The sequence below is a fragment of the Cupriavidus numazuensis genome, from assembly GCF_905397435.1.
Lineage (GTDB): Bacteria > Pseudomonadota > Gammaproteobacteria > Burkholderiales > Burkholderiaceae > Cupriavidus > Cupriavidus numazuensis.
Window position 1 is genome coordinate 40074 of record NZ_CAJPVI010000063.1, and the last position, 7133, is coordinate 47206.

Annotated in this window: 5 protein-coding genes; all 5 read right to left on the bottom strand. The window is 69.8% G+C overall.

The window, feature by feature from the left end:
* Positions 1-19: 19 nt before the first annotated feature.
* On the bottom strand, positions 20-1741 hold the full coding sequence (locus tag KHO41_RS34375; RefSeq protein ID WP_211957686.1) for an FAD-dependent oxidoreductase: 1722 nt from the start codon (positions 1739-1741) through the stop codon (positions 20-22).
* Positions 1741-2967, bottom strand: coding sequence for a glycosyltransferase (locus KHO41_RS34380; protein ID WP_211957687.1), 1227 nt, complete (start codon positions 2965-2967; stop codon positions 1741-1743). Before KHO41_RS34380 ends, KHO41_RS34375 begins: the two co-directional genes overlap by 1 nt.
* The gene (locus KHO41_RS34385) at positions 2964-4352 is read right to left on the bottom strand and encodes a hypothetical protein (RefSeq protein ID WP_244874164.1); all 1389 of its coding nucleotides are present in this window, start codon (positions 4350-4352) and stop codon (positions 2964-2966) included. Before KHO41_RS34385 ends, KHO41_RS34380 begins: the two co-directional genes overlap by 4 nt.
* A gap of 35 nt (positions 4353-4387) precedes the next feature.
* Positions 4388-5590 carry an acyltransferase family protein gene (locus KHO41_RS34390; protein ID WP_211957688.1) on the bottom strand — a complete coding sequence of 401 codons (1203 nt, stop codon included), beginning with the start codon at positions 5588-5590 and terminating at the stop codon, positions 4388-4390.
* Positions 5591-5755: 165 nt separating this feature from the next.
* Positions 5756-7042 carry a glycosyltransferase WbuB gene (locus tag KHO41_RS34395; RefSeq protein WP_211957689.1) on the bottom strand — a complete coding sequence of 429 codons (1287 nt, stop codon included), beginning with the start codon at positions 7040-7042 and terminating at the stop codon, positions 5756-5758.
* Positions 7043-7133 lie beyond the last annotated feature (91 nt).

The following is a 7133-nucleotide window of genomic DNA, read 5'->3' on the forward strand; positions in this document are numbered from 1 at the left end:
CGGTTCTCCTTGTGGTGGATCAGGCAGGCGACCGCGCGGCGGCGGCAGCCGGAATGGAAAACGCCAGCACCTGCGCTTCCTGCGGCTCGGCCGCGCGCACTGGCGCCGCAGTGCGGCCTGCGCCGTCACCCGCCGTGGCCAGACGCGCGGCAAGGTGATCGGCCAGCCGCAGCGCCAGCGCCGCGATGGTGATGGTTGGGAAATTGGCGCCCACGGTCGGGAACACCGAACTGCCGCCGATATAGAGATTGCCGATGCCGTGCACGCGGCAGTCGGGGTCGACCACCCCCTGCCGCGGCGACACATGCATGCGCGTGGTGCCCATGTGGTGCCACGTGCCTTCAAGCTGCGCTGGCCACGCACTGCCCTCGACCGGCGGATCGAGCGTGACGTCCGCCACGCCGCTTTGCGCAAGTTCCTCGGCCAACAGCGCGAAGGTGCGGTCGAAGGTGCGCTGCACGAGCGAACCTAGCTTCCACGACACACGCACGCGCGGGATGCCGAGCGCGTCGCGCTGGTCCGACAGCGTGACGCGGCTTTCGGGATCGGGCTCGGCTTCGACGATCGCCTGCATGCGCACGCCGGAAATCAGCGAGCGCGGCTGCAGCAGGCGCGTAAGCCCGAAGCCGACCGTGTCGACCGGATGCCGCAGCATGGTGAGCAGGTCGCTCGCCGGTCGGTAGCCGGGCTGGTCCTTTTTCAGCAGCGCCTGCTTGGCGCGGATCAGCGCTTCGGCGCCGGCGCTGCCTTCGCCGTAGAACATCGAGTAGAACCACACGCGTGAGTTGAGCAGGCCCTCGCGCTGCAACACCTCGGGCCGCAGCGCGAACTGCGACGAGATATGCTGGCCGTGCGCGCTGACCGCCGCGTTCTGGTAGTGGTACTTGATGTCGTAGAGCTTGTTGCGCGCCCATTGCGGCCGGAAGCGCACGTCACCGGACATCAGCCGCGGGTGGTCCATGAAATAGCGCCCTACCAGGTCGTTACCGTTGCCGAGTCCGACGGACTGGGTGTGGCTCGACGCCAGCAACAGGCGCGCATTCTCGATGCCGCCGGCGGCAAGCACGAAGACCTGCGCGGCCACCTTCATGCTGCGGCCATTAAGCGTGCGGACCGAGACCTGCGTGACGGCGGTGGCGTCGGGATTGGTGTCGATCGACACCACGTTGGCGTACAGGTAGACGCGCACGCGGTGCGCCTGCGACAGCGCCTCGCGATACAGCTTGCCGAAGCGCGCGGGCGGGCTGAACTGCGAGATGGTGTCGCGGATCTTGCCGCCGGTGAGCGGCAGGCGCCGTACATCGGCGCGGCCGATGGCCGCCTCCCACCAGGCCGGATCGAAATTGTCGGGGCCCAGCTTGAGCACGTCGTGGGTGCGCTGGTAGTACGGCGTCAGCGTGTCGAGCCCGAACGGCCAGCCGCTGTTCGGCACCCAGTCGCGCCGCTCCAGGTCCCACGGGTCGAGCGGCCGGCACCAGCCACCCCAGCAGTTGCTGCTGCCGCCGAGGTAGCGGCTGCGGCTGCCGTCCGCAAACGTGTACGGCAGGCCAACGTTCTCGCCGCGGTACAGGTCACGTGTCTCGTCGTCGGGCTTGAAGCCGCCGCTCTCCAGCAGGCACGTTGCGATCCCCGCGCGCTGCAACTCCAGCGCGAGCGTAATGCCGGCCACGCCGGCGCCGATGATGCAGACCGTTGTCCGGACAATACTGTCCTGTTCGACTTTTCTTGTATCGATGAACATTACCGCTCCCGCCTGCCCAGGCTCTGAAGGTGAAGGCCCGCCGCCGTGACCGGGCCGCTGCCGGCGAACGGCACCGGGCCGCCCTGCACCACGCGCAGGACGTCGGCCGCCATCGCTTCGACGGTGAAATGCAGCGCGAAGGCCACGCGGGCCCGCGCGCGCATGCGCTCGCGTTCGGCGGGCTCGGTGGCAAGCCAGCGCCGCAGCATCGACTCGGTGCCATCCACCGAGTCGAGCGCGCTCAGTCCGGCGCCGTTGCGCACCAGCTCGCGCCAGATGTTGACCCGCGTCGACACCAATGCCGGCACGCCGCAACCGAGCGACTCGGCCACGGCGATGCCGAAGTTCTCCTGATGCGAAGGCAGCACGAACGCCTCGCTGGCATGGAAGGCGCCCCACTTCATCGCGTCTTGCAGCATGCCGGGCCAGCTCACGCGCGCACCCACGCCGAGCGCCTCTGCGCGCGCCCGCAGCGTGGGTGCCCATTGGGCATCGCCGTCGGGACCTGCCATCACCAGATGCAGCGAAGGATCGATGCCGGCCACGCGGGCGAAGGCCTCGACCAGCAGGTCGCATCCCTTCTTGGGATGGATGCGGCCGAGGAACAGCAGCAGCCGTTTTCCGCGCAGCTCGGGATGGGCGGCCAGGAATGCTTCACGCAGCGTGCCGTCATCGAGCGGTGGCCTGGCCGTGCCGAAGTTCACTACGGCCTCACGCACGCGATACAGCCAGAACGAGTCCCTGGCACGCAGCCGTTCATCTTCTGCCGTGAACATCACCACACGCGCGTCGCGCAGCACGCGGTACTCGGCCCACGGCCAGTACAGCCATTTCTTCAGGTGCTTGAGCGGATGCTGCGTGCGGAACCACGGGTCGAGCATGCCGTGCGGAAACACGTAGTAAGGCACGCCCGTGCCGCGCAGTGCCATCCACGCGGCAAAGCCGTGGTACTGCCACAGGCCGTTGACGATCACCGCATCGAAGCGCACCGCGTTCGCGCGCAGCCAGGGCAGCAGACGCGGCGAGTAGCGGTAGCCGCCGCGCGCGGGGCCCAGCGCATGCACGGCCGGGTCGTCCGGCTGTAACCACGGCGCGTCCGGCGCATCGAGCGTGACCAGTTCCACGTGGTGCCCGAGCGCGGCCATCCGCCGCGACATCTGGCGCACGCTTTCGGTCGTGCCGCCCTGTTGCGGGTCGAGCGAGGGAAGGAGCTGGAGCAGCTTCATGGGCGTTGTCCTGGCTGGGAGAGCGATGAAAGCGACGAAGGCGACGACAGGGCCGGCACTACACGCAAGGCCACCGCCGGTGGTGCGGACGGTGGCACCGCCCGCCGCAGCGACATGCGCTCCAGGCGAACCTGCGTGGCCACCAGCAGGCCCAGCGCCACGCCGTAGACCAGCCCCGAGAAGCGCGGCCCGAGCGGGTTGCCGCCGATCGACGTGGCCGGCAGCGCCGCCAGCACCAGCAGCGCACGGCCGAGCACGGCGAGATAAGGCGCATCTGGCGCCGCGCGCCGCCAGCGCCGGTAGAACAGGCTGCCGCGTGCGAGCGCATAGAGCACGATGAGCGGCAGCGCCAGCCCGAACGCGATGCCGCCGGCGAATAGCTGGTAGACCCAGAAGTTGTGCCCGGCCGACCATTCATTGATGGCGTAGAACTCCTCCTGCGTCATCTGGTCGGCCAGCGCGGGCAGGTACTCCGGCGAGTATCGGTAGTTGTGTCCGTAGCCCTTGCCGAACAGCAGCGACGCGCTGCTCGACCTCACCTGGTCGAGCTGGTCCTTGATTTCGGCAAGGCGCGTCGCGGTGGTCGGATCGATGCCCGAGGCGGTGGCCTTGGCAGCCTGCATGCGCTGCGTCCAGTGTGCCGCCACGCTGGGAAACGCGGCCGAGCCGATCACCACGGTCCCGCCCACAAGCGCCACCGCGATCACCGCCGTGCGCGCGAGCGAGCGCAGCAATTGCTGCAGCGACGGCGCGGCCAGCCACGTCGCCAGGCAGAACAGCAGCGCAGTGCCGACCAGCAGGCTGCGGGTCACGCTCAGCAGTTCGATCGCCAGCGAGATCAGGAACAACGCGAGCTTGACACGCGTGACGCGGCGCGCCACCACGATCTCATGCAGCAGCAGGCCTTGCAGCGCCAGGAACACCACCGAGACGATGCGAAAGCGGACGGTCTCCAGGCCGCCGCCCACCGCCATGCCGTAGCCGAACGCAAACAGCAGCGAGACCACCATGCCGCAGAACATCGCCAGTTCGATCTGTTCGATCCGCCTGACGTGCCACGGCCGGCAGGCGGCAAGGTAGCCCACCATCAGCAGCATGAACGGCAGCAGCACGCGCAGGTAGTTGCCCATGTCGTTGCCCTGCAGCACATGCGGCACCACGCTGCCCGGCACGGTCAGCAGCAGCGCGGCCATGACCAGCGCACTGAAGCGGTTGCCGACGCCGAAACGCGGCCCGATCAGCGCGAGCACGATCGCCGCGCCAAGTGCCGGCACGGTCAGCAGGATCTGCATGATGCCGCTGCCGTTCTTGTCGACACTCTTGAAGTCGACCGCCAGCGGACATAGCGCCAGCCAGATCCAGAAAGTCGCATAGCGGTTGTTCATGGTGTCGGCGTCCTGTTGTGTCCTGTTGCGTCGTCTTAACCCCGCGCCGCCACGGCCAGTGCCGGCGCGGCGGGCGCCAGCCAGTGGCGCAGCCGGCGCCGCAGCGGCTCCTCGTAGCCACGGAACACCAGCACGCTGAGCCCCACCACGGCGGCCAGCGCAGCCCAGCCGGAAGCGGCCGTCACGCCGGCCAGGTGCAGCAGCCGGCCGAACGGCACGTGCAGCAGGTAGAGCGCGAAGCTGGCTTCGCCGAGCGTGACCAGCCAGCGCCACGACAGGAACGCCGGACCGCCGGACATCGCCAGCCCAAGAATCAATGCGCCGAACAGCGGCGACTGCGCGTAGAACGCCGGCGACATGGGTTGCAGCACTGACAATGCCGCGATGCCCGCCAGCGCTGCGACGGCCAGCACGTGTCCCGTCCGCACGCGTTCCGCGCCCGCTTCGGCAAGCCGTGCATGGACCAGCGCGGCGCAGATGCCGAGCACGAATTCGAAAAGATGGGTCGGCGGAAACTGCGCGACGAGGAAGCCGTGCCGCGACACCGGCAGCACATGCTGCAGCCAGCCGATCCATGCGCCCTGCGCCAGCCACAGGCCCACGCACCATGCCGCCAGCGCGCGGTTGCTGCTGGCCCCAAGGCGCGCGAGCAGCCAGGGAAACAGCGCATAGAAGAATGCCTCGCACGAAATACTCCACGCCGGACCGTTCCATGGCTGGTTGAGCGAGGCGAACGGCGTCCACGCGGTCAGCGCGAGGCCTTGCAGCGCGAGGCTTGCACCAAGCGCGCGAAGGTTGGCGGCGTCGCTGCCGGAAAGGCCATACCACTCGCGCAGCAGGAAAGCGTCGCCGTCCCGCAGCAGCCATGCGGTAACCGGCAGCGCGAGCACGAGCGACAGCAACAACACCGGATAGATTCGCGCGAAGCGGGCCACATAGAACGCGCGCCGCGCCTGCGCACCGCCAGTCGCCAGCGGGCGGCGGTAGTTCCACGTCAGGATGAAGCCCGACAGCACGAAGAAGAACGACACCGCCGGCCGGCCACCGTCTGCAGCGCGCTGCAGGGCCTGCGGCACGGCCAGCAGGCCGATCTGGGCGAAGTGGCAAAGCACCACCATGAGCGCCGCGAAAAAGCGCAGGCTCGTCAGCGCCGGCAGCACCGCCGGCGCCCCAACGCCTGAAGCGGTGTGCGGATTCAACCGCGATGGCGCCTGCGCGCCCGGCTTGCCTGCGAACATGGGCTTGCTCCCGTGCACGGCAGCGCTTCCACGCTTGCCGTGATGCCAATAGATACCGCCACCAGCCGGATCAGCGTGCCGGGGCGATGGCGGCGGCGATATTCGCGTTGCCTGGTCCGGGTCATGGGTGGCCTCCGTCACGTCGCATGGCGCGGTCCATCGTGGCTACTCGGCCTCTTCGGCGCGCAGCGGCGCCGGGGCCAGGTCCGCGCCGGCTGGCCGGGCGGTGTCGTCCGAACACAGCGCGCGCAGCCGCGCATCGAGGCGGCCCAGGACTGCGGGCGCCGACAGGTTGCCGACGGCATAGGCCCGCGCCGACACGCCCAGCGCCGCGCACAGCTCGCCATCCGCCGCCAGCCGGCGGATGGCGGCCGCCAGCGCGTCGACGTCTTCGGGCGGCACCGCCACGCCGCGCCCTCTCAGCGCGTTGAACAGCTCGGTGCCAGGCTCGGCCATCGCCACGATTGCGCGCCCGCTCGCGAGCATCCCTGTCAGCTTGGACGGCATCACGAGATCGGCCGCGCCACCGCGCTGCGGCAACACGTGGATGTCAGCAAGGTTGAGCAGTTCGTTGAGCGCGTCGGCCGGCTGCAGCGGCAGGAAGTGGCAGTTGTCGAGGCCGGCGCAGTGCAACTCCAGTTCGGCGCGCGCCGGCCCGTCGCCGCAGAAGACGAACGCGATGCCCGGCTCGCCGGCCAGAGCGGCCGCCGCGCACATCAGCACGTCGAGTCCTTGCTTGGCGCCCATGTTGCCGGCGTACAGCACCACCTTCTGGCCTGGCCGGATACCGAGAGACTGCCGCAGTGCGCTGGGCCGCTCGAGCGGGCGGATGGCATCGGTGTCGACCCAGTTCGGCAACAGGAACAGGCGCGGCGCCGGCACCCCCTTCCTGGCGGCCGTCTCGACCATGTGCGACGTGATGCTCGACACCACATCGAAGCGGCGCAGCAGCAAGCGCTCCACGGCCAGCGCGAAGCGCCGGGCGCGCGCGCCGCGCAGCAGGCCAAGCTGGAAGGCGGCGTCGACCTCGTAGTCCTGCACATGGAGCCAGCAGCGCGCGCCTGCGATCCGCCCCGCCAGCCACGCGACCGGCGCGGCCATCAGGCCCGGTGCGACCGCCATGACCACGTCTGGGCGCCAGAACGTCTGGCGCAGCATGGCCGGCAGCGCAGCGGCCGCGAAGCTCGCAAGATGCAGCAGGCGCTTCGCGCCGCCGGGCTGGCGCGGCACCCACAGCGGCACGCGCTGCAGCCGCACGCCACGCAGTGTCTCGGAGCGGTAGCGGCTCGCGGAATAGCCGGGCTCGACCTGCCACGCCGGGTAGTACGGCGGGCCGCACACCACGCGCACCTCGTGGCCGGCGGCCACCAGCGCCTCGGCCATCTCGGCGGTGTACTTGCCCGTGCCAGTCAGTTCCGGCGCGTAGTTCTGCCCGCAGATCAGGATTCTCATCTTCCGCTCCGGGTGACTTCGACGGGAGCCGGCGCCACCGCCGTGTCGGCGGCCTCCGGCCGGCTGCGCGCGCGGCGACCGGCCAGCAGCG

What these genes read in the sequence shown, in the direction of transcription:
- KHO41_RS34385 (WP_244874164.1), bottom strand. Translation starts at nt 4,352, where the DNA reads ATGAACAACCGCTATGCGACTTTCTGGATCTGGCTGGCGCTATGTCCG.
- KHO41_RS34390 (WP_211957688.1), bottom strand. Translation starts at nt 5,590, where the DNA reads ATGTTCGCAGGCAAGCCGGGCGCGCAGGCGCCATCGCGGTTGAATCCG.
- KHO41_RS34380 (WP_211957687.1), bottom strand. Translation starts at nt 2,967, where the DNA reads ATGAAGCTGCTCCAGCTCCTTCCCTCGCTCGACCCGCAACAGGGCGGC.
- KHO41_RS34375 (WP_211957686.1), bottom strand. Translation starts at nt 1,741, where the DNA reads ATGTTCATCGATACAAGAAAAGTCGAACAGGACAGTATTGTCCGGACA.
- KHO41_RS34395 (WP_211957689.1), bottom strand. Translation starts at nt 7,042, where the DNA reads ATGAGAATCCTGATCTGCGGGCAGAACTACGCGCCGGAACTGACTGGC.